Origin of the sequence: Terriglobus sp. ADX1, assembly GCF_036877645.1 — a bacterium.
GTDB lineage: Bacteria > Acidobacteriota > Terriglobia > Terriglobales > Acidobacteriaceae > Terriglobus.
On record NZ_JAEDXV010000032.1, the window covers coordinates 12,923 to 34,260 of the forward strand.

Sequence of the window (21,338 nt, forward strand, 5' to 3'; positions counted from 1 at the left end):
ACAATTGTGTTGCGCGGTGAAACGCGGCTAAGGGAAATCCATAGAGCAGTACACCCAGGCCCAGGATGATACGAAGAAAATCTCAGAAAGACCTCGAACTCGAGTTTGCGCAGGCATGGCAGCAGGACTATACGCGGCTGTTCCATGATGTAGCGCGGGCGCTGACGTCCACGCTTGAGTTGGAGATTGTCCTTACCACCGTCATGACCAAGATGGCCCAGGTCTTCCAGCCTGAGCGATGGTCCATGATGTTGGTGGATAAAGAAAAGAATGACCTGTTTTATGCCATCGCGGCGGGTGAAGATTCAAACAGTCTGCGCGGTTTGCGCGTTCCTATGGGAGAAGGCGTTGCCGGGTGGGTGGCGTCGACGGGAAACCCGATTGTGGTTCCCGACACGACGATCGATCCGCAATGGCAGGACTTTTCGAAACGCAATCCTTCATTGAACATTCAGTCGATCGCCTGCGTTCCGGTACGCTCTTCTGAAGGTGTGCTGGGCGTGATCCAATTGCTGAACAGCAAGGTGGATCTGCTGAGTGACTTTTCCATTCAGTTCTTGCGTGTGTTGTGCGATTTCAGCGCTATTGCGATTCGTAACGCTGCCGACATGAAGCGCATTCATCTGCTGTCCATTACGGATGATTGCACTGGTCTATTCAATGCGCGTCATTTGTACACGCTGTTGGAAGAACAGCTTTCCCGAACAGACAAAGCACCGTTCAGTCTGCTGTTCATGGATCTGGACCACTTCAAGAGCGTCAACGATACACACGGGCATCTGGTGGGTAGCCGTCTGCTGGCCGAGATGGGCGAGATGATTCGTGGCGTGATCGGACCGGATATGCCAGCGTTTCGCTACGGTGGCGACGAGTTTGTCGTGCTGCTTCCCAACCACGATCGGCTGCAGGGACGTGAGATGGCGATGCGGCTCTTCCGCGCACTGCGTGAGCGGTCGTTCCTGGAAGACAAAGGGCTTTCGTTGCGCCTTCGTGGGTCGTTCGGTATGGCAACGTATCCAGACGATGCGCTTACCGTGGAGGGCATCATCAAGGCTGCAGACGACATGATGTATCACGTGAAGGGAACGACGCGTGACAATCTTGCTATCGCGGGCCTGGGTTCCATCATGAAGGACGGCGAACTGAATCTACGAGAATCTAAGGTAAGGAGCGTCGCGGCGCCAGCACGGGAGCACGTCGCGCTTCCGGCAGGATCGCATCGCGATTAGCCGGCGCCATGGGATGCACGCCAAAGTCCCATACACCGGTGTTCACGGTCTTCTCGTCGATCACTTCCATCAGAGCGTATTCGCCCATGCGAAGCGGCTGCTTCGCGACGATCTTCAGCCAGTGACCTCCGGGCAGCAGTGACGTAGTAGTTTCCACGATGTCTGCCTGCTGTTTCGCGCTTCCGAGAAGGCCGATGGAGAAGCTGGTGACCACACGAACGTCGCGGCGCACATCAACGGCCACGATGACGTACTGGCTCTTGGGTGACGGTGTATCCACCTTGCGGCCACCGTTGTTTTCGGTGTCCACGTGGAAGGCTCCGCCTCCGTTGTACGTCGGGTCATCGTCATCCATACGGACGTAAAACTCGGGATCATTCACATGGAGTTGCACCGGTGCACTCTGGCCTTTGATCTCGATGAGCTGATGCGCGTGTGAGAGAGGATTGATGGTCTGGCGCAGGATGTTGTGCGCTGTCTGCCGGTTCAATTCGCCATCGGTCTGCTGCAGGATGGCGAGTTGCGGCTGGCCATGATACGTGTCCAGCGCGAGAACGGAATCGGACTCTGGCAGATGCAGGTCTTTGGCGACTTCCGGTGTGCGTGCGGCGCGGTCTGCTTCTTCTTTGGCTAACTCAGGATCAATCTGCACGGCGGGAACGCCATTGCGTTGAGCGTCAGCACGCTGTTCCCATTGGTGTGTTGCGTCCAGGTCGACTAAGCGAACGGGAATGGCTTCCTGTTGGGCTCCACGCTCCGCCGAGAGGTAATACACGTAGTCGCCCTTGATCGTGTATGAGAGCACTACCTGAAAGGTGCCGTCCTTCAGGTAAAGACGTGTGCGATGCAATCCTTCACCGGGCGAGGTTTCACGCTGCAATGGCGCGGAACCCTGCGCATACAGTTGCGCGCGAGGCAATAGCGACAGGGCAATCAGCGTGCAGATGGAAACGTACTTCATCTCAGTGAGTTAGACGCTTAAAAAGCGTACAGGCTGCATCGATAGGATGCAGCCTGTAATTGCTATGTGAACAGATTAAATCTGCGAGCTTGCTAGCGGGTTCAAATAGAGGTTCGTGATGTTGCTGACGATCTCCGGATCGGTGTAACCGGGCTTGTGCGATAGCACCTTCCAGTCAGGATCTTTGCCGAAGACGGACCAGTGCTCATTCAATTCCGCTACGTCGGTAAAGGTGAGCATATAAGTCAGGCTGGGCAGACGTTCGCCGGTCAGGTCATGCGCAAAGAAGACGGGAGTGAGTCCGGTACGCTGGAAGATGCCGATTTCCGCTGTTTCAAACATCTCCACTTTCTTCATGTGAGCCGCCATGCTGGGGCTCTCGTACGTGCGGAGCTGGAACATGCGCTTGCCGGGCTTGGGCGCGACGAGCTTTGGAAAGCCGCCAAAAGCAGACAGCATACGTACTTCTGAACGCTGGAAAGCGGGTGCCGTAGCAGGAGCAGTCCAGAATGCAGTCGCAGCCTTTGCAAACTCGGCATCATCCGCCAGCAGCAAATCCAGGGTCAGCAGTTGCTCTGCGGAAGTGGATGGGATGAGCGCGTAGTAGGTAGGGGTCTCAGGGCCGATGGAGAGAGCGAATGTTCCCACCTTCGCGATGCCCATGCGGTTCAATGCCGGAATCAGGGCGTGCTGAAGGTAATCCTGCATCAGCATGGGCTGTGGACCATTGCGAAGGCCGTAGCGGCGCAATTGGTAGAACTCGGTGGGAGCCTTTACGGTTTCCGCCGCTGCGTGAAGGGATTCAGATGTCATGGATGCCATGCCTGCGGCTGCTGCCGCACTTGCAATAAAGTTGCGCCGGTTCAATGGAATTTGCCTCCGGGAATCGTTTCCGAATTCCTGCACTGCTCACCTTAGCAGGTCTGAGACGTCCGTGCGGTCATCGACTTTTCATGTTCCCCGGGGGTGACAAATACGTCCTTCAGGCATCAAAATGCGTGTGCTCAGGAACTGCCTGCGGGTGGTCACCGGGGCAGGAGGTAAAAAAGTAGTGGCAAAGGCAAAAGCAACATTTGCAGCAGGTTGTTTCTGGGGCGTAGAAGCCCGTTTGGCAGAGATTTCCGGGGTTTTGGAAACGGCCGTTGGATATGAGGGTGGCACTTTAGACAACCCAACTTATAAGGACGTCTGTACCGATCAGACGGGCCATGCGGAGGTGGTAGAGGTCACCTTCGATCCCAGCCGCGTGAGTTATGACGCGTTGCTCGATCATTTTTTTGCGCTGCACGACCCCACGCAGCTCAACCGGCAGGGTCCGGATTGGGGTACGCAATATCGCAGCGTCATTTTCACCCACAATGAAGAACAACATCGTGAAGCGATTGCCAAGATTGCCGAACTGAATGCCGCTGGTGTCTTTCGCGGTCCGATTGTCACCGCGGTGGAACCTGCCTCCAGCTTCTGGAAAGCGGAAGAGTACCACCAGCGGTACCTGGAGAAACGCGGCATGGTTGCCTGTCACATTTAACAGGGATTGTTGTTTCACCCGCATTGCGTCCCGTGGCTGATATCCTCATCCACGGGACGCGATGAACTATCTGCTGAAGTCAGAACCTGACAAGTATTCCTACGACGACCTGCTGCGCGATGGCGAAACCGTTTGGGACGGCATCAAGAATCCGCAGGCGCTCATGACGCTTCGCAACATGAAAAAGGGCGAACACTGCGTCATTTACCACTCCAACGTTGGCAAAGAAGCTGTGGGAACGGCTATTGTGCAAAGCGTGGATGCGACCGATCCGAAAAATCCAATCGTAAAGCTGAAGGCAGGCAAGCGACTGAAGCGCCCCAAGCCACTTGCGGAGATTCGTGATGCCGGCGTGTTTCAGGGCAGCATTATGTTCCGGCAGTTTCGGCTGAGTGTGGTGCCGCTGACGGATGAGCAGTATGACTGGCTGATTGCGTAGCTATTAGCTCTTGGCTTTTAGCAGGACGATTGAAGATTTGAACACACGTCGATGAGACGAAACCAAGCCAATAGCCAAAAGCTAACAGCTGAGGGAAAGAAATGATTGATCTACAGGGTAAGACCGCGGTTGTATTCGGACTGGCGAACAAACGTTCCATTGCATGGGCTATTGCGCAGAAGCTGAGCGATGCTGGTGCGAAGGTGGCTATCTGCTATCAGAACGAGCGTCTGAAGAAGGAAGCCGATGGACTGATTCCGGAATTGAAGGATGCGAAGAGCTTCCAGTGCGATGTGTCCATTGATGCTGAGATTGATCGTGTTGCGGAAGAGTTGAAGGCGGCTTACGGAACAGTGGATATCATCGTGCACTCGGTTGCATTTGCGCCGCCGGATGCCATCAAGAGCGATTTCCTGCTGACGAAGCGTGAAGACTTCCGCATTGCGCTGGATGTGAGCGCGTACTCGCTTGTAGCTGTTTCGCGTGCACTGGCGCCGATCATGAACGAGGGCGGCAGCATCCTGACGCTGACCTACTATGGCAGCGAGAAGGTCTTCCCGAACTACAACGTGATGGGCGTGGCCAAGGCTGCGTTGGAAGCCACCGTGCGTTACCTGGCGGCATCGCTGGGACCGAAAGGCATTCGCGTGAACGCGATTTCCGCTGGCCCCATTAAGACGCTGGCTGCGCGCGGCATTGGCGACTTCAACAAGATTCTGGATACCGTGACAGAGCGCGCCCCGTTGCACCGCAACGTCGAAACAGTAGAAGTGGGCAATACTGCCGCATTCCTTCTGTCGCCATTGGCCAGCGGCATCACTGGCGAAATCACGTATGTGGATTGCGGTTATAACGTTACCGGCATGTAAGGCAGAAGCTCGGGGACAATATGACCATCGCAGAAGTGTTGCTGACCGATTTTGCTTCGGAAGCGGCGAACACACGCCGCGTCCTGGAGCGTGTTCCTGCGGATAAAGCTGGCTGGAAGCCGCATGACAAATCCATGACACTTGGTACGCTGGCCGCGCATGTGGCGGGGTTGGCGCACTTCGGTCATGTGATTCTGACAACGCCGCAGATGAACATGCAGACGGACAAGTTCCCGAAGTATGTTTTCACCACTCCGGAAGAGGCCGTGCAGCTTGCCACGGACGCGTTCGAGAAGGTTCGCAGTGCTTTGGCTGGGCTATCAGACGAGCAATTTCAGGAACATTGGAAGCTGCTGTTTGGTGACATGTTGATTGCAGACGCGCCGAGGTTGCAGCTTTATCGTTCTATGTTCTTCAACCACCTGATTCACCATCGCGGACAGTTGACGGTGTATCTGCGGTTGTTGGATGTGAAGGTGCCGGGTATCTACGGGCCGTCTGCGGATGAACCCTTCGGCGGCTGACCTGGATTCATCCAAATGCAAGCAGCGAAGACGATCAGCAACGGAAAAAACTCCAGCGTATAGCGCTGCTCGGAGTTGTCGAGGGTAAGAAGAAGGAGGCATCGCAAAACGATGTATCCAGCCATCGATAACGCGAGCAGCGTTTCGCGTTTCAATGCGCCGCGGAAGCCAGCGATGGCTGCGAAGAAGTAAGCAAGATTTAGCGCTGCATAAAACAGGGAGAAGATCGTCTGCGCAGGATGCTGGCGAAATTGCCACCAGCGTTCGGCAACGGGCAACATCTCTGTGCGCGGATGAAACAGCATGTTCACCAGACGCGCGATCGGTAACAAGACGTAATAGCGCAGAGGATGCGCCGCAATGCGTTCCTGCGCCAGAGCCTCAAAGCCAGCTTCCACCTGCGGATTCAGCTTGCCTTCGTAGCCAGCCTGTTGGAGCAGCTTCTCGGTCTGCTCGTGCTGCAAAGGGGTATCAAAAGCACGCGCGGGGAGATCGGCAACGTTGATCGCATCTTCCGGGTAATTCCAATAGGCGTCCTGCGTGGCGGTGAAGTCGGCGCCCCAGGTGCGGAACCAACGCTCGAAGTGGAGCGGGGCGGGTTCGCCCGGATCAGTAGCCTGCTTGGGAGCGATGGGCTGGAAGACGTGGAAGATGCGGTAGTTGCGGATGGTCCACGGCACGAAGGGAAGAGCGGTCAGGGCAATGCAGAGGATTGCAGGCTGCAGACGCCGGCGCAGAGTTTTGTGCGTACCGCTTGCGAGAAGTACGGGCAGAATGGCGGCGGCTAGCAGCCCTTGATCGGGCCGCAGCAGCACGCTGCACGATATTGCGAATGCCAATGGAATAATCCAGCGTGCGCGACCGTCAGTAAGCCAATGCTGCAGTAAATAAAACGCCAACGCGAGGAAAAAGAGCGTGAAAGTCTCGGTAAGCGGGGCCACTGCGTAATTGGCAGTGAACGGGCAGAGGCAGGCCAGAGCCAGCGCCGCCAGACCGCAGGCGGTGCCACCGATCTTTCGCGCCATGATGGCCACGATGCAGCAGGTGGCAAGGTCGGCGGCAATCTGGAGCCAGAGCAGTGGCAGAAAGCTGCGTAGCGTGCCGGCGCTGGCATGGAGAAAACCGTCAAAGAGCCACGAAAGTGCGGCCAATATCGCGGGATAGCCGGGAAGACGGATCAGTGTGGCGCGTATCTGCCCGCCTTCGGTCAGGCCGTAGATGTGGTGATGCAGCCAGTTGAGCGCAATATCCTGATAAAGAACCGAGTCGGCGGCCAAGAACGCGTGTTTTTGCAGGAAATAGAGGCGCAGCAGGAACCCGCAGAGCAGTAGAAATGCGGCCAGGAGACCTCGGTGGCGCTGCTTGTCCGGAATGTCTGTCAGCGCGGCGTGCATCGCTTTGCATCATAACGGTTATCTTCTGCGGAAAGAGTCCATTACGGGCGCGCAGTTTTTCGCAAGGATGGATACCATAACGAATGGATATGGCAGAACCGGGTACGCGAGAACAGAAGCCGATTTTTTACGACGAGAAACGACGCAGATGGAAGCGGCTGCGACGGATTCTGGATATCTCTGCAGCGGTTGGCCTGCTGACATTCATCGTCTTTGTACTGGGTGTGCTGCGAATGCGGCCTTTGCCTGAGCTGTTGCTGGAGCCAGCGAAGCATAATTATCGGGCTCAAAATTCGCAAAACATTCTGTCCGATGAGAAGGCAAAGAAGGTACGTTCCGCGCATCGGCGGACGGATCGCAAGGCTTCGGATATTCCGTTAAACACGGATGAAGGCTTGCGTGCAGCGTTTTATGTTGAGTGGGATCCGGCCAGTTACAGCTCACTGAAGGCGCATGCCAAGCAGCTCGATATGGTGTTTGCGGATTGGCTGCATGTTGTTACTCCAGATGGCAACCTGACCGCTTACAACAGCGAATACCAAAAGTTTGACGTGGTGGATGGTGCGGGTGTGCATCCCGTGGACATTGACCGCAAGGTAGAACGGACCCTTACGGCTGCTGCATCGGGCACGGAACTGTTCCCCATGGTCAGCAATTCTGTGATCAATGCGGACTTTTCCGATACCGTTGGGCCGTTCCTTGAGAATCCGACGGCGCGTCAGCATTTTCTCAACCAGCTGATGCGATTTGTAACGTCGAACCCGCGCTATCGAGGTATCTCGTTCGACTTTGAAAGCATGCCTGCAGAGGCGCAGCCTGGCTATCGGCAACTAATCAGTGATGCGTATATCGCGCTTCACATGCGCGGCTTGAAGTTGTACATCAACACTCCTGTTGGCGACGATGACTGGGATCTAAAGTACATGGCTGCGCACTCCGACGGTTTGTTGCTGATGAACTATGACCAGCATCAATCGGAGAGCGAAGCTGGACCCATCGCAGCGCAGGATTGGTTTGTGAAGAACCTGCAGGATGTGATGAAGCAGGTGCCGAAGGACAAGATCATCGTCGACATTGGTAGCTATGGCTACGATTGGGTGACGACATTGCCACCGGTAGAGCAACCCACGAAGAAAGGCAAGCGAGTCAAGAGAACTGTAGCCGCAAAGCCACAGTTGATACGCGTCGATAACAAGTCGCTCCAAGAGGTATGGCAGACCGCGTCTGATTCTGGTTCATATGTTGACCTCGATGATGCGTCGTTAAATCCACATATTACCTACGACGATGAAGATCAGCATCAACGCCATCAAGTGTGGTTTTTGGATGGTGTGACCATCCTGAACGAGATGCGCGCGGCACGTCGACTTGGATTGCAGACGTTTTCACTGTGGCGGCTGGGATCGGAAGACCAGTCACTGTGGAAGGTCTGGGATCAGCCGATGCGGTCGAATCCGTTAGTGGATCTTGCCGACGTAGCGCCGGGATATGACCTTGACGTGGAAGGCAAGGGCGACATTATGCACGTCTCTGGCAAGCCGAAGAACGGGCGTCGCACCATGACCATCGATGACGATTCGAAGCTTGTCGACAGCGAGACGTTGACAAGCTATCCACTGTCGTATTCGGTGGACTACTTCGGCTATCACCCGAAGAAGCTTGTGATCTCCTTTGACGATGGTCCAGACCCGGTATGGACACCGCAAATTCTGGATGTACTGAAAAAGTATGGCGTGAAGGGTATCTTCTTCATGATTGGAGAAGAGGCTGATAACAATGTCGGTGTGATGCAACGCGTCTATCGCGAAGGTCACGAAATAGGGAATCACACCTTCACCCATCCGGACATCTCTGCCATCAGCAATCGCGAAGTGGATGTGCAGATGAACCTGACGGAACGATTGTTTGCTGCGAAGTTGGGTGTGCAGCCGCTGTACTTCCGTCCTCCTTACGACATCGATGAAGAGCCAGACACCAACGACCAGGCGGCTCCGATGGAGCGTGTGCAGGCTCGCGGCTACATCGTGGTGGGCAACAAGATTGACACCAACGACTGGCAGGAGACACCGAAGAAGACGCCGCAGGAGATCGTTGACAGTGTGCTGAAGCAACTGGACGATATGAAGGAGCGCCCGGACAAGGCTGGCTCCATCATCCTGATGCACGACGGCGGCGGCGACCGTTCTGTGACAGTGGCTACGCTACCGTTGCTGATTACGACACTGCGTGCGAAGGGCTATGAATTCGTCAGCGTAAGCGATCTTGTGGGTAAGAGCCGCGATCAGGTGATGCCACCTATTAAAGGCTGGCGCAACAAGTTCCTGGCGCAAGTGGATTCGCTGGCATTCTTTGGTCTGGCAACATTCAACCACTTTGTAGTTGCCGTGTTCTTCATTGGCGACATCCTGATGAGTGGACGTCTCATCATCATTGGTTTGTTTGCCATCATTGATCGCTTCCGTCGCAGGAAAAACTTTGCAGGGCCGGATTATCAGCCGCGCGTTGCCGTGTTGATTCCTGCATACAACGAAGAGAAGGTGATTGTCCGCACGATTCGTAGCGTGATGATGAGCACGTATAAGAACCTGCACATCATCGTGATTGATGACGGATCGAAAGATCGCACGGCAGAGGTAGCGCGCGAAGCGTATCCCGAGGACATTGCCAGCGGCCGTTTGACCGTGGTCAAGAAAGAAAACGCAGGCAAGGCCGAAGCGCTGAACTACGCGCTGCAGAACTATGTTCACGAAGAGATTTACGTGGGCATTGATGCAGACACGGTGATTGCGCATGACGCTATTGCGCGGCTTGTTCCGCACTTTGCCAATCCGGAGATTGGTGCGGTAGCGGGCAATGCGAAGGTTGGCAATCGCGTCAATCTGTGGACGCGTTGGCAGGCTCTGGAATACATCACCAGCCAGAACTTTGAGCGTCGTGCGCTGGATCTGTTTGATGTGGTTGTCGTGGTGCCGGGAGCCATCGGTGCATGGCGTACAGAAGCTGTCCACAAGGGCGGCGGCTATCACTCCAATACCGTTGCGGAAGACGCCGACCTGACGATGATCCTGCTGGAGCAAGGCCTGAGTGTGATTTATGAGGATCGGGCGCTGGCTTTTACTGAGGCCCCCATCAACATGAACGGCTTGATGCGGCAGCGTTTCCGCTGGTCATTCGGGATCATGCAGGCTGTGTTTAAGCATATCGGCGCGGTCACTAAGCGTCGTGCGATGGGGCTGTTTGCTTTGCCAAACATCATCGTGTTCCAAATTCTGTTACCCCTAGTGTCACCGCTGATTGACCTGATGTTTGTGGCCAGCTTCCTGAAGTTCCTCTACGACCACCACTTTCATCCGGAGTCGGCCTCGAGCGCGAATTTTGTGAAGCTGCTGTACTTCTTCCTCGCGTTCATGGTGATTGATTTCTCCGCGTCGGCACTGGCGTTCCTGCTGGAAAGAAAGCACCCTGCCAGCAAGGGCGATATGTGGCTGTTAATGCATATCTGGATTCAACGATTTACCTATCGGCAGGTATTCAGCGTGGTGTTGTTCAAGACGATCAAGCGCGTGATCGATGGCCGTCCGTTCAGTTGGGACAAACTGGAGCGCACGGCGCAGATGAGCAAATCGACGGACCAGATGCTGAACGGGGCGCCATCGCCAAAGTCGCCCGTATAACGGCTCTCTACAAAAGGAATAAACTGGACTTATGGCAACGAACGCAATTCCCACCGTACGCGAGCCTCAGGCTCCGCTGAAGACCTTCGTTAATGAGGCTTTCCAAAACTTCACAGACTCCGATGTGAAGGCGAACATGCATGAAGCTCTTCGCCTGGTGGAAAGTGAGTTGGGTAAGGAATATCCGCTCATTCTCGGTGGCGAACGTGTGTATGCGGCCGAGAAGATCGTCTCCACCAATCCTGCAAAGCCTGCGCAGAAGATTGGCGTGCATCAGGAAGCTGAACTCGCGCATGTGGAACAGGCTGTTGCCGCGGGCGAGAAGGCTTTCCAGACTTGGAGCCGCGTACCAGTACAGCAGCGCGTACAGTTGCTGCTGGATGTTTCAAAGCTGGTGCAGCAGCGCAAGAATGAGTTCTGCGCATGGCTGACGTACGAAGTCGGTAAGAACTGGGCTGAGGCGGATGCTGACGTTGCCGAGTGCATCGACTTTCTGGAGTTCTATGCGCGAGAGGCGCTGAAGCTCGATGGCGCAACGACTCCGATTCAGTTTCCGGGAGAAAAGAACACCCTGCGCTACATTCCGCTGGGTGTTGGCGCGGTGATTCCGCCGTGGAACTTCCCGCTGGCCATCATGGCCGGCATGACGATGGCTGCCGTCGTCAGCGGCAATACCGTAGTGCTGAAGCCTTCGCCTGATGCAGGCACCATTGCTTCGCGGTTCTTTGCGCTGCTGGAAGAAGCTGGCATGCCGGAGGGGGTTGTGAACCTGTGCCAGGGCACGGGAGACCGTGTGGGTGCTGCTCTGGTTGCGAATCCGAAAATTCGTTTCATCGCCTTCACCGGTTCCAAGAAGGTGGGCCTCATTGTGCATGAGACCGCCGCGAAGACCCAGCCCGGGCAGCATTTCATCAAGCGCACCATCCTTGAGATGGGCGGCAAAGACGCCATTCTGGTCGACGCGGATGCGGATATCGATGCAGCGGTAGAAGGCGTTGTGGCCAGTGCGTTCGGCTTTAGCGGCCAGAAGTGCTCGGCGTGTTCGCGTGCGATTGTGGATGCGCACATTTACGATGTCTTCTGCGATCGTCTGGTCGAGCGTGTAGAGAAGATCAAGGTCGGTGACCCAGTGGAGAACTTCTCCATGGGACCGGTCGTTAACAAGATCGCGTTTGACCGTGTTTTGAACGCCATTGAGACCGGTAAGTCAGAAGGTCGTTTGTTGATCGGTGGCGAGGCGTTTGCGAACGAAACAGGTGGCTATTACGTGAAGCCGACTGTCTTCGCAGATATTGCTCCGAATGCACGCATTGCTCAGGAAGAGATCTTCGGACCAGTGCTGGCGGTGATCAAGTCGCAGAACTTTGACGAGGCTCTGGATATCGTCAACGGCACGGAATACGGCCTGACCGGTGCGATCTATTCCATGTCGCGCGAGCGGTTGGACCGCGCTGCGAAGGAATTCCACGTTGGCAATCTGTACCTGAATCGCAAGTGCACAGGAGCCATGGTGGGAGCACATCCGTTTGGCGGCTTCAACATGAGCGGAACGGATTCCAAGGCGGGTGGCGGGGACTACCTCCTGCTATTTACGCAGGCGAAGTCGATTGCGGAGAAGCAGGGCGTCATTGACGAGTCGGACCAGATGACGAAGCCAAACGGAATCTAGACCTACTGCAAAGTCATGCATGGGGCATGGCGATTTTGCCATGCCCTTATTGCTTTCAAGAAAGAGTCGTAGCAAAGAAGAAGGCGAGCGCCCAAGCGCTCGCCTTCTTAAATTCCATTTGAGGAAGTGATTTACGCGTTGGTGCGTGCAACCTCACGCAGACGGGCAGCCTTGCCACGCAGACCACGCAGGTAGAACAGCTTGGCGCGACGTACTTCGTACGAACGAACCTTCTCAACCTTGTCGACAACCTTCGAGTTGAAGGGGAAGATACGCTCTACGCCCTGGCCGAAGCTCATCTTGCGTACGGTAAAGGACCCCTGAGGCCCGTTCTTGCGAGCGATGCACATGCCCTCAAACGCCTGAAGACGCTCTTTGTCGCCTTCCTTGATCTTGACCTGCACGCGAACGGTGTCACCCGGCGCGAACTCCGGAAGGTCTGTACGCTCCAGCTTGGCTGCGAGCTTCTGCATGATGGGATGAATGGACATGATGCCTGAATTCCTTACTTAGTAATCGTTGTTCAGTATACCGCAAATTCTGGAAAAGTTGGGCATAAATTGCACTTAGGCTGATGCATCCGCCCTGCAATTCTTGCTAATCCTTGCGCAACGTTGCAAGAAAACGCCTGTCTTCTGCGGATAAAGTTTCGGTTTGCAGCAAATCCGGTCGATTCGCGGCCGTTTTGCGCAGTGCTTGTTGTCGCCGCCATTTCCGAATAGCGGTATGGTCGCCCCCGGATAGAACATCGGGGATTGGAATACCCCGAAACTCCGCAGGACGTGTGTAGTGCGGATAGTCGAGCAGCCCCGCAGATGGCGACGTGGCCAGTGGAGGTGCGTCTTCGGCGCGCTCACTGTCATGCGCGTGACCGAAGCTTTCGTAATGCGCGGAATCGGGATTGCCGAGCACGCCCGGCAACAGGCGGACAACCGCATCCACAATGACCGCTGCACCCAGTTCGCCGCCGGAAAGGACGTAGTCGCCGATGGAGATTTCGCGGTCGCAGTGCAGCGCATTCACGCGTTCATCTACCCCCTCGTACCGCCCGCAGACCAATACGAGCCGTTCCAGCGATTTCAGCTCCTGAGCAATGGACTGTGTGAACGGGCGACCCTGTGCCGAAAGCAGCACGACGGATTCTTTCTGTGTGTCGCGGTTTCCTTTTGGTGCGATTCCCAGCGATTCGATGGCTTCGCTCAGCGGTTCCGGCTTCAGCACCATGCCTTCGCCACCGCCAAAGGGGCGGTCATCGACCGTGCGATGCCTGTCATGGGTAAAGCCGCGCAAGTCCACGCAGTTCACAGACGCAATACCTGCAGACAATGCCCGGGCCACCACGCCATAGCGTAGGGTGCTTTCCAGGAAAGCAGGGAAAATGGTCACGATGTCGACTTGCAGGGCCATGATGGAGTCGCTATTCCTCAGGGTAACCGGAGGATGCTAGCCGTTCATCTCCAGTAGCCCATCCGGCAGGTTCATTTCAATCTTTCGAGCCGCTGTGTCGATGCTGGCAACGAAGGCGTTGGCAAACGGAATGAGAACCTCGTCTCCGTTGGCGCGCTCCACCACGAAGAGGGCGGCGGCGTCTTCAATGCGCTTGCCTGCAGGGTCCTGCGGGAAGTGCATATCAACGACCGTACCTAACAGATCGCCATGATGCACCATCTGGCAGCCGATCAGATCGCTCACGTAATAGTTTCCATCTGTGAGGGTAAGTCGCTGATCTGATGGTATTTCAACCGTTGCGTTCAGTAGCTTTTCGGCGTCGGAAATGGAATCCACGCCACGCAGTTTAAGCACGATCCGTCCAGCACTTCGTCCGGTGGGAAGCCACGAGTCTTCCACCATGGTGGGCTGTGGTTCACCCTCTGGAAGGCGAAGGAAGATGTTTGGATATTGGCGAAAATGATCCGGAAAGTCCGTTTTCAGGTCGGCCAGAACTTCTCCTCGCCGTCCTTGCGGACGTACCACGCGCGCAAGCGTGATCCATTCCACTGCCATATGAGCCGCCTTTACTCCGACTGCACATCCAGGCTGAAGCGGTGCTGTACCTTGCTTCCGGCAGCGCTAAGAATGGTGCGCAGCGACCTTGCCGTGCGTCCTTGCTTGCCGATGACTTTGCCGAGGTCGTCGGGATGGACAAAAAGGCGAAGAACCGTTTCGGATTCAAAAGCTTCCGATTCCACGCGCAGGTTTTCCGGGTGGTCTACAAGTGCTTTTGCAATCCCGGTAAGAAGCTCAGAGATGTGATTCACAGATTCAGGGGAGGAATGGTCCGTCATACGTACCTTGGAAGGGAATGAGATTTCATACCCTGCTCAGCACCATACATGACACTGCGCAGAGAGACTCTTCCGAACTTAGATGATCCTGTACCGCCAGAAGTGACTGAAATAAAACAGCCGCGGAGCTATGCGAATCATAGAAGGCATAGGACCGCGGCCCGAGGTTGAACGTCCTGACAGTGGCTTAAGCAGCCACTGCTTCGGTCGCGGGCGCGTTCTTAACGAGCTTCGCAACAATATCCGACATCTGGGCGCCAACGCCAGTCCAGTAGTCGATGCGGTCACGTTTCAGGCTAACCGTTGCGGGTTCCGTACGCGGGTTGTAGGTACCAACCACTTCGATGGAGCGGCCGTTGCGGGCGCGGTCCTTTTCGATCACAACGATGCGGTAGTAGGGCTGCTTACGCGCTCCAACGCGCGCCAAACGAATCATGACCACTTGGTTACTTCCTCACTCACAAACAATGTCTTGGTGATGGCCGGTGCACAGGGCAGCGGAAATTGCGCAGTGCCTGTCACCGACGGCGGTGCGCGCAACACATTCCAACCTATCTATTGTGGGCTATTGAGACCAAAAATACAAGAAGGGAATCGTTAAGATCCTTCAGGAAACCGAACTTGGCATATTCCCGAATTGGTCTGTGCAGCTCTTCTTCCAGTGTATTGCGCCTGAAAGATCACTCAAGCAGTGATATCAGAAAGCGGAAAGGCACGCTGAGAGGTATAGAGGACGCCGTTGCTGTCATCCTCATCGGGTAAGATGCCTTCCAAGGAACCAGAAGCATTTGTCTATGCCGGGCGTAAGTGCGCCGGAACACGGCAGTCTGCGTCCATATCGATAGAGCATCGCATCCCACCTATTACCGGAGGGCCGCACCATGCACCGCGAATACCACGTCGATCAGTCAGAGGCACTGGGGCGCTCCATGGAGCACCTGGTCTTCGGTCAGGACGGCTTGCCGGTGATCGTTTTTCCCACCTCCCGAGGCCGCTTTTACGAGTTTGAAGATCAGGCTATGGTGGGGGCGCTGGAGAGCAAGATCAACCGCGGTCAGATTCAACTGTGGTGCGTTGATTCCGTAAATAACGAAAGCTGGTTTGCCGATGGCGCGGAGGGGAGTTGGTGTATCGCACGACATCTGCAATATGAGCGGTACATCCTGAACGAATTAGTGCCGTATATCCATACGCGCAACCGGAACAAAATGCTGGCTATGATGGGCTGTTCCTTCGGCGGCTTTCACAGCATGAGCATGGCGCTGCGCCATCCGGACAAGATCAATGCAGCTTTATCTATGGGCGGAGCGTTTGACGTTGGGCCTTTTCTCCACGGCTATTACTGCGACGACTTGTACTACACGCTGCCGATGGATTTCCTGCCGAATCTGCACGATCACTGGTATCTGGACCGCTATCGTCACAACACCTACATCCTGGCAACGGGACATCACGATCAGTACTGGAATGACAATGAACGGCTGGCAGCAATCATGCGTGCCAAGAATGTTCCGGTTCGGCTGGATGTGTGGGGAGACAACACCGGCCACGACTGGCCGTGGTGGCGGCGCATGGTGCAAACCTACGTTTAAGGCGTTGTTGGCGATGTGTGTTTCAATGTTCCACGCAAAGGAACGTTCATGCCGCGCGCTCTCAGATATCTTGCAGCTTTCATGGTTATGCCGCTACTGGCGCAGAAGCCTTCAACTGACACGCCTACCCTTAAGACTGCCGCGCGGCTTGTTCTGGTCGACGTTGTGGTTACCGATCACAATGGCAAGGCGGTCCATGGCCTGAAGGCAACCGACTTTCATCTGACGGAAGACAATGCGCCGCAGGTGCCACGTAATTTTGAAGAGCATACTGCGGCTGCATCTGCTCAGGCGAGTGCTATTCAGATGCCTCCCGGCATGTTTACGAATTTCACCACCACGCCGCCGGACAACGTAACCAACATCCTGCTGATTGACCGCTTAAATACAGATCAGCAAGATCAACTCAATTTGCACCGGCAGTTAGCGACGTTTTTGAAAGGCGCCACTCCCGGTACGCGCATCGGTATTTTTATCCTCGGCTCTCAACTCGCCATGTTGCAGGGGCCTACGACGGACCTGACAAAACTTCGTGCCGCGATGCAATCCGCTACAACACGCGAAGCAGTCCTGAAACCCGATCAGCTGCATGATTCCTTCGCGGACCAGATGGAGAATTTGGGTGCATCTCTGGCCGTAGTGGCATCACTTCGGCAGTTCGAAGCTCAGACAAATGCAAACCAGTTGGATCTTCGCGTGAAGTTGACGCTGGCAGCCATGAATCAGTTGGGCCGCTATCTCTCTGGCCTGCCTGGGCGTAAGAATCTGGTATGGCTTTCCGGTTCGTTCCCACTGAATGTCTTTCCGAACAGCATTCAATCCCCTGACAACCCGTTCGTTACCGTTGCGAATTACGAATCCGAACTTCGTAAGACAACCAGTCTGCTGGCACAGGCGCAGGTCGCGGTCTATCCAGTAGGTGCCGCTGGGCTGCGTGTGTCCCCGGTCTTTGAAGCAGAGAACAACAAGACCTATGCGAATCGCCTGCATGCCTCGCAGGCCAGCCGCGCCGCAAGCGACAATTCGGATTTTGAGACGACCGTTGTTGCCGAGAACGACACGATGAACAAGATGGCAGAGTCTACGGGAGGACGCGCCTTTCACGACACGAATGGCCTTGCGGAAGCGGTCGCGTCTGCACTGACGGACGGAGCTGATTACTACACACTTGCGTATACGCCGACGAACACAAAGACCGATGGAGGATATCGCAAGATCAAGTTGCAACTCGCGAATCCTGCATATGTGCTGCGCTATCGTCGAGGCTACTTTGCGTCGCCTACCAATGTTGCTGCACAGACCTCTGCGGCTATGCGTGGAGCAACTGCGCTTGGTACGCCTGCACCCACCGAAATATTTCTGAAGTCGGCGGTCTTCCCGGCCGTTGCAGGCAACCCAGAAGAAGCTGTTGCGGCTTCGCACAACCTGCTGGCAGCTAATGTAACTGGTCCATTTCAGCGCTACACGATCGATACCATTGTTAATCCGACAGACCTGACCTTTGAGCAAGGCAACGACGGTAAGGTTGTCACAAACTTTGATGTTGCAATACTTGTGTACAGTGCGCAGGGCATGTTGATGAATCATCTGATCAACCAGCTTCATGCATCTGCCACACCTCAAGAATTTCAGCAGGATATGCAGCAGGGGCTGCAATTTCACGAGGAGATCAGTGTGCCCGCAAAGGGAGACTATTTTCTGCGCATCGTGTTACATGACGTTGCCACAGATAAGCTCGGTGCGATTGAAGTACCAATCGATAGCGTCCGCACACTTGCTCCGCTACACGCTGCGACAAAATAAGAAATCGCCAGCAAGCAGTGCGCTTGCTGGCGATTCTTCTTCCTAGAACGAATTACTTCGCTGTCTTTAATACCACCACGCTTGCAATCGGATCGATGGCATTGGCGGGTAGTGTGACATCTACCGAGTCACCGCTCTGCTTGAAGGTGAGGGGCTTCTTTGTTGCCAGCAGATAAGCTCCAGTGACCTTGCGCGGCATCTTGTCGAGGTGCAGAGTAGTGCCGGGCCACTTGAAGATTTCTACGTAGACCTTGTCAGCCTTTGTGGTTGAGCGCCACTCCCACGACGGAATCCACTTGGGCTGCTTGGTCTTCTCGTTGATCTCTGTCTTGCTGAAGCTTCCTGCTTCTGGTCCGAAAAGTGTAGGCGAGGTGCCATAGATGGCTTCGCCATTCACGCTCATCCACTTGCCTACTTGCTGCAGACGTTCCACTTCTGCAGAGGGAACAACGCCGTGCGAATCAGGGCCAATGTTCAGCAGGTAATTGCCACCCTTGCTGGCGATGTCGATCAGGTTGCGCACCAGCGTTTCTGTGGACTTGAAGTTATTGTCATAGGACTTGTAGCCCCATGTGTCGTTCATGGTCATGCACGATTCCCAATCACGTCCGGGATATCCCTGCGGAGGAATGAATTGCTCGGGTGTTTCCGTGTCTCCCTGATACTTGCCGCCGAGGCGGTTATTCCAGATCAGATTTGGATACTTGTTAAGAAGCTTAACGATCTCCGCGGAACGCTCTGGTGTCATCGCCGTACCGGGAGTGTCGAACCAGACGACAACGGGATAGTCCTTGTAGTTCGTCAGCAACTCAGTTAGCTGCGGGATAGCCTTCTTATGCAGGTATTCGTCGAAGCTGCCATCCTGCGCCTTATCCCAGTGGTGTGTCTCCGGATCATGTCCAGGGCGCATCGCCGCGCCGCCACCCGGTGCTGTCCAATCCTGCGACTGCGAATAGTAGAAGCCGAGCTTCACGCCCTGTTTACGGCATTCTTCTGCAAGTTCCTTCAACGGGTCGCGATGGAACGGCGTGGCCGCAACGATATTGAAGGGATCAGCCTTAGAGTCGAACATGGCGAAGCCATCATGATGCTTCGATGTGATGACGATGTATTTCATGCCCGCGGCCTTTGCCAGCGCAACGATGTCATGTGCGTTGAAGCCCGTGGGATTGAATTGCGATGCGAGTGCCTTGTAATCGGCTACGGGGATGCTGGCGTTATTCATGATCCACTCGCCAATACCCGTAATCTGTTTGCCATTCCACGTGCCTGCCGGGATGGAGTAGAGGCCCCAGTGAATAAACATGCCGAAACGTGCTTCACGCCACCATGCCATGCGTGCGTCGCGCTGCGCTGGCGTTTCTGTGTCCTGAATCGCCTTTACGGGATGATTCACACTTGCGGTGTCGATTCGCGATCCCTCAAGCTGCGCCTGCGCGCACACGCTTAAAGCTGCTACGCATCCCGCTGCCACCACTGACTTCCAACGCATCATTCTGACTCTTCTCCCTGACACAAGCTTGAGGTTCGCAACGGCGATAGCCCGTGCGCATGCCCCGGAGGATTGTAATGCGCACCTGATGGAACTGACAGTTGTTTCAAAATGCAGGGCGCGGTCTGCTGTGGGGCAGAGGATTGGAGATGCATCGAGACGGATCATTGCCGAGCGAGAAGATGTTTGTAACGAATCTGCGTAAAGCAGTGCGTTATGGATTTCCTGCTGTTGTGTTGGCGATGCTGGCATTTGTGCCCTGCGTTCGCGCACAGCAGGTTGGCCATTACATCGGGGGCTTTACCGGCCTGGATAATGGCACGTCCGCGCCCCCAGGGTTTTATGCTGCGGGACTCGGTCTGGTAGAGCCTGTTGCCAGTATCAAAGGACCGAATGGCAACACCGTACTCCGGCCGGATATTAATGTCGGTGGGGCGATCGCGGCGTTCAGCTATACCTCGGAGAAGAAGATTCTGGGTGCTGAATATGGCCTGGCGTTCATGGTCCCGGTGTTGAATACGCGCTTCAACTCGAACTTATTCAACAAGTCGGCACAGTCGGCCGGCATCTCCGACATTTTGTTTGAACCGGTAAATCTTGGGTGGGCAAAGGGAGCAGCAAACTACACGCTGAACTATGCCTTCTACGCACCCACAGGGGACTTTGATCCGAATTCTCCTTTGAATCCCGGATTGGGTTTCTGGGAGCACCAGGTTTCGGGTGGTATGTCGCTGAGCTTGGATAAGAAGAAGCTCTGGAACGCTTCAGCGCTAACCACGTGGGAGTTCAATCACTCCAAGCTGGGAGAAGATTTGAAGGCTGGCCCGATTTTCAATGGCGAATACAGTTTCGGCCATCGCTTTTTCAAGTACCAGATGAATGCGGGATTCGTTGGTTATGCGTCGCAGAAGCTCTCAGCAGATACTGGCTCAGCGGTGAGTCCGCTCACACGGGGATATCTGGATCGCGGATTCGGTGCGGGCGGTGAATGGAAATTTACTGACATCAAGCACAAGCTTGCTTACGATGTCCGATTTGAACAGCAATACGGTGTGCAATTGCGAACGTCGGGTAAGGTAGTTGTCTTCAGCATTACGTATCTCAAGCTGACGCCTCCAAAACCATCCAAGTAGTCCATCGCAACGATCCTTGTTTGGGCTGCCTCCTGCATTTTGGCCATGCAGGAGGCAGCTTTGTTTTTGCAGCAAATAGGTAGCCGTTTCCGCAACGCGATAGAGTCGTACATGCATCCACATGTGTGGACGGAGAGTTGGAATTGAAGTTGTTTGCGATGATTGCGTTGGGAATGGTGACGCTGGCTCATGCACAGCAGCAGACGGGCGCTTCTGGAGGCATTGCCGTACCGCCTGTACCGCAATCTTCTACGGCTGTCCCTTCACCAGACAGTGATGGAATCGATTCGCATTCTTTCCGCATCCGGTTGCTTGATGGTCGCAACGGCAGTCCCGTTGCAGGCGGACATGTGAAGCTGTGGTACGACGAGCCTTCTGGCAACGGCTACATCCTGGCGACGAACGGACGCGGCATTGCGTTGATGCCTGCTCCCATCGGGCAGCCTGTCCGCATCCTTGTGCGTAGCGAGGGTGCAGTGGACTGCCGACACACGCAACGCTATAGTCCGCCCATTGGCTACAACCTCGCAGATATCGCCGCGAAGGGAATTGCGGCAGAGAACACCTGTGGTGATGTCGCCGTGCGCGTGACGCCGGGTGAACTGGTTCTGTTTGTTCGTGCGGAGAGATGGTACGAAAAACTGAATCAGAATCCGTCAGTGAATGTGCCCTGACAGAATTGCGTTTGCGCTGATTGCAGGAAATCCAATCTGGTGAGGCAACGCCATTCCGTCACTTTGAGATGG

20 protein-coding genes are annotated in these 21,338 nt (G+C 55.2%); 11 read left to right on the top strand and 9 right to left on the bottom strand.

All coding sequences use genetic code 11. From position 1 onward, the window contains the following. Positions 1-65 precede the first annotated feature (65 nt). Positions 66-1,229: a GGDEF domain-containing protein gene (locus JAO32_RS17010; protein WP_334242601.1), complete on the top strand. Its 1,164-nt coding sequence runs from the start codon at positions 66-68 to the stop codon at positions 1,227-1,229. Here JAO32_RS17010 and JAO32_RS17015 read toward each other — a convergent pair. Both JAO32_RS17015 and JAO32_RS17020 read right to left on the bottom strand, forming a co-directional pair. After that, the gene (locus tag JAO32_RS17015; RefSeq protein WP_334242603.1) at positions 1,159-2,190 is read right to left on the bottom strand and encodes a hypothetical protein; all 1,032 of its coding nucleotides are present in this window, start codon (positions 2,188-2,190) and stop codon (positions 1,159-1,161) included. The two genes, JAO32_RS17010 and JAO32_RS17015, sit on opposite strands and share 71 nt — an antisense overlap. A 75-nt stretch (positions 2,191-2,265) precedes the next feature. Further along, positions 2,266-3,003 carry an NIPSNAP family protein gene (locus tag JAO32_RS17020; RefSeq protein ID WP_334242604.1) on the bottom strand — a complete coding sequence of 246 codons (738 nt, stop codon included), beginning with the start codon at positions 3,001-3,003 and terminating at the stop codon, positions 2,266-2,268. A 238-nt stretch (positions 3,004-3,241) separates the two neighbouring features. Here JAO32_RS17020 and msrA point away from each other — a divergent pair, with 238 nt between their 5' ends. From msrA to JAO32_RS17040, 4 genes are all read left to right on the top strand, one after another. Continuing rightward, positions 3,242-3,718, top strand: coding sequence for a peptide-methionine (S)-S-oxide reductase MsrA (gene msrA / locus JAO32_RS17025; RefSeq protein ID WP_334242651.1), 477 nt, complete (start codon positions 3,242-3,244; stop codon positions 3,716-3,718). A gap of 61 nt (positions 3,719-3,779) precedes the next feature. After that, positions 3,780-4,157 (top strand): EVE domain-containing protein, encoded by a 378-nt coding sequence (locus JAO32_RS17030; RefSeq protein WP_334242606.1) that lies wholly within the window; start codon positions 3,780-3,782, stop codon positions 4,155-4,157. A gap of 101 nt (positions 4,158-4,258) precedes the next feature. Continuing rightward, positions 4,259-5,026 (top strand): enoyl-ACP reductase FabI, encoded by a 768-nt coding sequence (locus JAO32_RS17035; protein WP_156785078.1) that lies wholly within the window; start codon positions 4,259-4,261, stop codon positions 5,024-5,026. 20 nt (positions 5,027-5,046) lie between these two features. Then, positions 5,047-5,550 (top strand): DinB family protein, encoded by a 504-nt coding sequence (locus JAO32_RS17040; RefSeq protein WP_334242609.1) that lies wholly within the window; start codon positions 5,047-5,049, stop codon positions 5,548-5,550. On the opposite strand, the gene JAO32_RS17045 is transcribed toward JAO32_RS17040, so the two are convergent. Further along, positions 5,514-6,944: a glycosyltransferase family 39 protein gene (locus tag JAO32_RS17045; RefSeq protein WP_334242611.1), complete on the bottom strand. Its 1,431-nt coding sequence runs from the start codon at positions 6,942-6,944 to the stop codon at positions 5,514-5,516. The genes JAO32_RS17040 and JAO32_RS17045 overlap by 37 nt on opposite strands. Before the next feature lie 83 nt (positions 6,945-7,027). Between JAO32_RS17045 and JAO32_RS17050 the strand changes: the two genes are divergently transcribed. Both JAO32_RS17050 and pruA read left to right on the top strand, forming a co-directional pair. Beyond that, complete coding sequence (locus tag JAO32_RS17050) at positions 7,028-10,618, top strand: glycosyltransferase (RefSeq protein ID WP_334242613.1); 3,591 nt, start codon at positions 7,028-7,030, stop codon at positions 10,616-10,618. A gap of 31 nt (positions 10,619-10,649) precedes the next feature. Further along, on the top strand, positions 10,650-12,287 hold the full coding sequence (gene pruA / locus JAO32_RS17055; RefSeq protein ID WP_334242615.1) for an L-glutamate gamma-semialdehyde dehydrogenase: 1,638 nt from the start codon (positions 10,650-10,652) through the stop codon (positions 12,285-12,287). Between the two features lie 131 nt (positions 12,288-12,418). On the opposite strand, the gene rplS is transcribed toward pruA, so the two are convergent. The 5 genes from rplS to rpsP all read right to left on the bottom strand — a co-directional run bounded on the left by rplS (position 12,419) and on the right by rpsP (position 15,008). Then, a complete protein-coding gene (gene rplS, locus JAO32_RS17060) occupies positions 12,419-12,778 on the bottom strand; it encodes a 50S ribosomal protein L19 (protein ID WP_083345037.1) in 360 nt (119 codons plus the stop codon). A gap of 106 nt (positions 12,779-12,884) precedes the next feature. After that, on the bottom strand, positions 12,885-13,688 hold the full coding sequence (gene trmD / locus JAO32_RS17065; RefSeq protein ID WP_334242654.1) for a tRNA (guanosine(37)-N1)-methyltransferase TrmD: 804 nt from the start codon (positions 13,686-13,688) through the stop codon (positions 12,885-12,887). Positions 13,689-13,730: 42 nt separating this feature from the next. Further along, positions 13,731-14,291: a ribosome maturation factor RimM gene (gene rimM, locus JAO32_RS17070; RefSeq protein WP_334242617.1), complete on the bottom strand. Its 561-nt coding sequence runs from the start codon at positions 14,289-14,291 to the stop codon at positions 13,731-13,733. Between the two features lie 11 nt (positions 14,292-14,302). Beyond that, positions 14,303-14,572: a KH domain-containing protein gene (locus JAO32_RS17075; RefSeq protein ID WP_334242619.1), complete on the bottom strand. Its 270-nt coding sequence runs from the start codon at positions 14,570-14,572 to the stop codon at positions 14,303-14,305. Positions 14,573-14,759: 187 nt separating this feature from the next. Continuing rightward, on the bottom strand, positions 14,760-15,008 hold the full coding sequence (gene rpsP, locus JAO32_RS17080) for a 30S ribosomal protein S16 (protein WP_047488381.1): 249 nt from the start codon (positions 15,006-15,008) through the stop codon (positions 14,760-14,762). 445 nt (positions 15,009-15,453) lie between these two features. Here rpsP and JAO32_RS17085 point away from each other — a divergent pair, with 445 nt between their 5' ends. Together JAO32_RS17085 and JAO32_RS17090 are read left to right on the top strand one after the other, a co-directional pair. Beyond that, on the top strand, positions 15,454-16,164 hold the full coding sequence (locus tag JAO32_RS17085) for an esterase family protein (RefSeq protein WP_334242622.1): 711 nt from the start codon (positions 15,454-15,456) through the stop codon (positions 16,162-16,164). A 48-nt stretch (positions 16,165-16,212) separates the two neighbouring features. Next, positions 16,213-17,967 (top strand): VWA domain-containing protein, encoded by a 1,755-nt coding sequence (locus JAO32_RS17090; protein WP_334242624.1) that lies wholly within the window; start codon positions 16,213-16,215, stop codon positions 17,965-17,967. 52 nt (positions 17,968-18,019) lie between these two features. Here the strand turns inward: JAO32_RS17090 and JAO32_RS17095 are convergent, their stop codons facing one another. Next, positions 18,020-19,462: an alpha-L-fucosidase gene (locus JAO32_RS17095; RefSeq protein ID WP_334242626.1), complete on the bottom strand. Its 1,443-nt coding sequence runs from the start codon at positions 19,460-19,462 to the stop codon at positions 18,020-18,022. Positions 19,463-19,608: 146 nt separating this feature from the next. On the opposite strand from JAO32_RS17095, the gene JAO32_RS17100 reads away from it, so the two are divergent. Both JAO32_RS17100 and JAO32_RS17105 read left to right on the top strand, forming a co-directional pair. Beyond that, a complete protein-coding gene (locus JAO32_RS17100) occupies positions 19,609-20,592 on the top strand; it encodes a SphA family protein (RefSeq protein ID WP_334242628.1) in 984 nt (327 codons plus the stop codon). Between the two features lie 143 nt (positions 20,593-20,735). Next, positions 20,736-21,266 (top strand): hypothetical protein, encoded by a 531-nt coding sequence (locus JAO32_RS17105; protein ID WP_334242630.1) that lies wholly within the window; start codon positions 20,736-20,738, stop codon positions 21,264-21,266. The last annotated feature ends 72 nt before the right edge of the window (positions 21,267-21,338 follow it).

Excerpts from the sequence above, each read along its gene's own strand:
- JAO32_RS17010 (WP_334242601.1), top strand. The coding sequence starts at position 66 with ATGATACGAAGAAAATCTCAGAAAGACCTCGAACTCGAGTTTGCGCAG.
- JAO32_RS17015 (WP_334242603.1), bottom strand. The coding sequence starts at position 2,190 with ATGAAGTACGTTTCCATCTGCACGCTGATTGCCCTGTCGCTATTGCCT.
- JAO32_RS17020 (WP_334242604.1), bottom strand. The coding sequence starts at position 3,003 with ATGACATCTGAATCCCTTCACGCAGCGGCGGAAACCGTAAAGGCTCCC.
- JAO32_RS17030 (WP_334242606.1), top strand. The coding sequence starts at position 3,780 with ATGAACTATCTGCTGAAGTCAGAACCTGACAAGTATTCCTACGACGAC.
- JAO32_RS17035 (WP_156785078.1), top strand. The coding sequence starts at position 4,259 with ATGATTGATCTACAGGGTAAGACCGCGGTTGTATTCGGACTGGCGAAC.
- JAO32_RS17040 (WP_334242609.1), top strand. The coding sequence starts at position 5,047 with ATGACCATCGCAGAAGTGTTGCTGACCGATTTTGCTTCGGAAGCGGCG.
- JAO32_RS17045 (WP_334242611.1), bottom strand. The coding sequence starts at position 6,944 with ATGCACGCCGCGCTGACAGACATTCCGGACAAGCAGCGCCACCGAGGT.
- JAO32_RS17050 (WP_334242613.1), top strand. The coding sequence starts at position 7,028 with ATGGATATGGCAGAACCGGGTACGCGAGAACAGAAGCCGATTTTTTAC.
- pruA (WP_334242615.1), top strand. The coding sequence starts at position 10,650 with ATGGCAACGAACGCAATTCCCACCGTACGCGAGCCTCAGGCTCCGCTG.
- rplS (WP_083345037.1), bottom strand. The coding sequence starts at position 12,778 with ATGTCCATTCATCCCATCATGCAGAAGCTCGCAGCCAAGCTGGAGCGT.
- rimM (WP_334242617.1), bottom strand. The coding sequence starts at position 14,291 with ATGGCAGTGGAATGGATCACGCTTGCGCGCGTGGTACGTCCGCAAGGA.
- JAO32_RS17075 (WP_334242619.1), bottom strand. The coding sequence starts at position 14,572 with ATGACGGACCATTCCTCCCCTGAATCTGTGAATCACATCTCTGAGCTT.
- rpsP (WP_047488381.1), bottom strand. The coding sequence starts at position 15,008 with ATGATTCGTTTGGCGCGCGTTGGAGCGCGTAAGCAGCCCTACTACCGC.
- JAO32_RS17085 (WP_334242622.1), top strand. The coding sequence starts at position 15,454 with ATGCACCGCGAATACCACGTCGATCAGTCAGAGGCACTGGGGCGCTCC.
- JAO32_RS17090 (WP_334242624.1), top strand. The coding sequence starts at position 16,213 with ATGCCGCGCGCTCTCAGATATCTTGCAGCTTTCATGGTTATGCCGCTA.
- JAO32_RS17095 (WP_334242626.1), bottom strand. The coding sequence starts at position 19,462 with ATGATGCGTTGGAAGTCAGTGGTGGCAGCGGGATGCGTAGCAGCTTTA.
- JAO32_RS17100 (WP_334242628.1), top strand. The coding sequence starts at position 19,609 with ATGCATCGAGACGGATCATTGCCGAGCGAGAAGATGTTTGTAACGAAT.